General features: G+C 55.8%; 1 protein-coding gene. It reads left to right on the top strand.

Going from position 1 to position 308, the window contains the following annotated elements; all coding sequences use genetic code 11:
• The coding region (locus KDM89_RS21360; protein ID WP_212689802.1) for an alpha/beta hydrolase family protein at positions 1–308 on the top strand (308 nt) is incomplete at both ends.

Here is a 308-nt window from a genome sequence, read left to right as displayed (position 1 = left end):
AAGCACGGCTATGTGACGGTGGCGGTTGATCCTCGTGGTCATTCCAACTATGGCCGCAAATTCAGTGATGCGAACTGGGAACAGGCAGGTAAGCCACAAACGGAAGATCTGGAAGATCTGGCCAAATACATGCAGCAAAATCTGGGCGTCAATGGCCAGCGTATCGGCCTGACGGGCTGGAGCTTTGGTGGCTTCCAGACGCAATACACGCTGTACACCAGTCCGGATACGTTCGCAGCTGGCATCGCTGGTGCTGGTCCGACGGAGTGGGAAAACTATAACAGCTGGTATAGCGGCCGCACCATCGG

This window comes from Cognatundibacterium luofuense (assembly GCF_018139685.1).
In the GTDB taxonomy this organism is placed as follows: domain Bacteria; phylum Pseudomonadota; class Gammaproteobacteria; order Burkholderiales; family Burkholderiaceae_D; genus Undibacterium; species Undibacterium luofuense.
The sequence above is the reverse complement of the archived record's forward strand: the minus strand, read 5'-3'. Positions and strand labels throughout refer to the sequence as shown.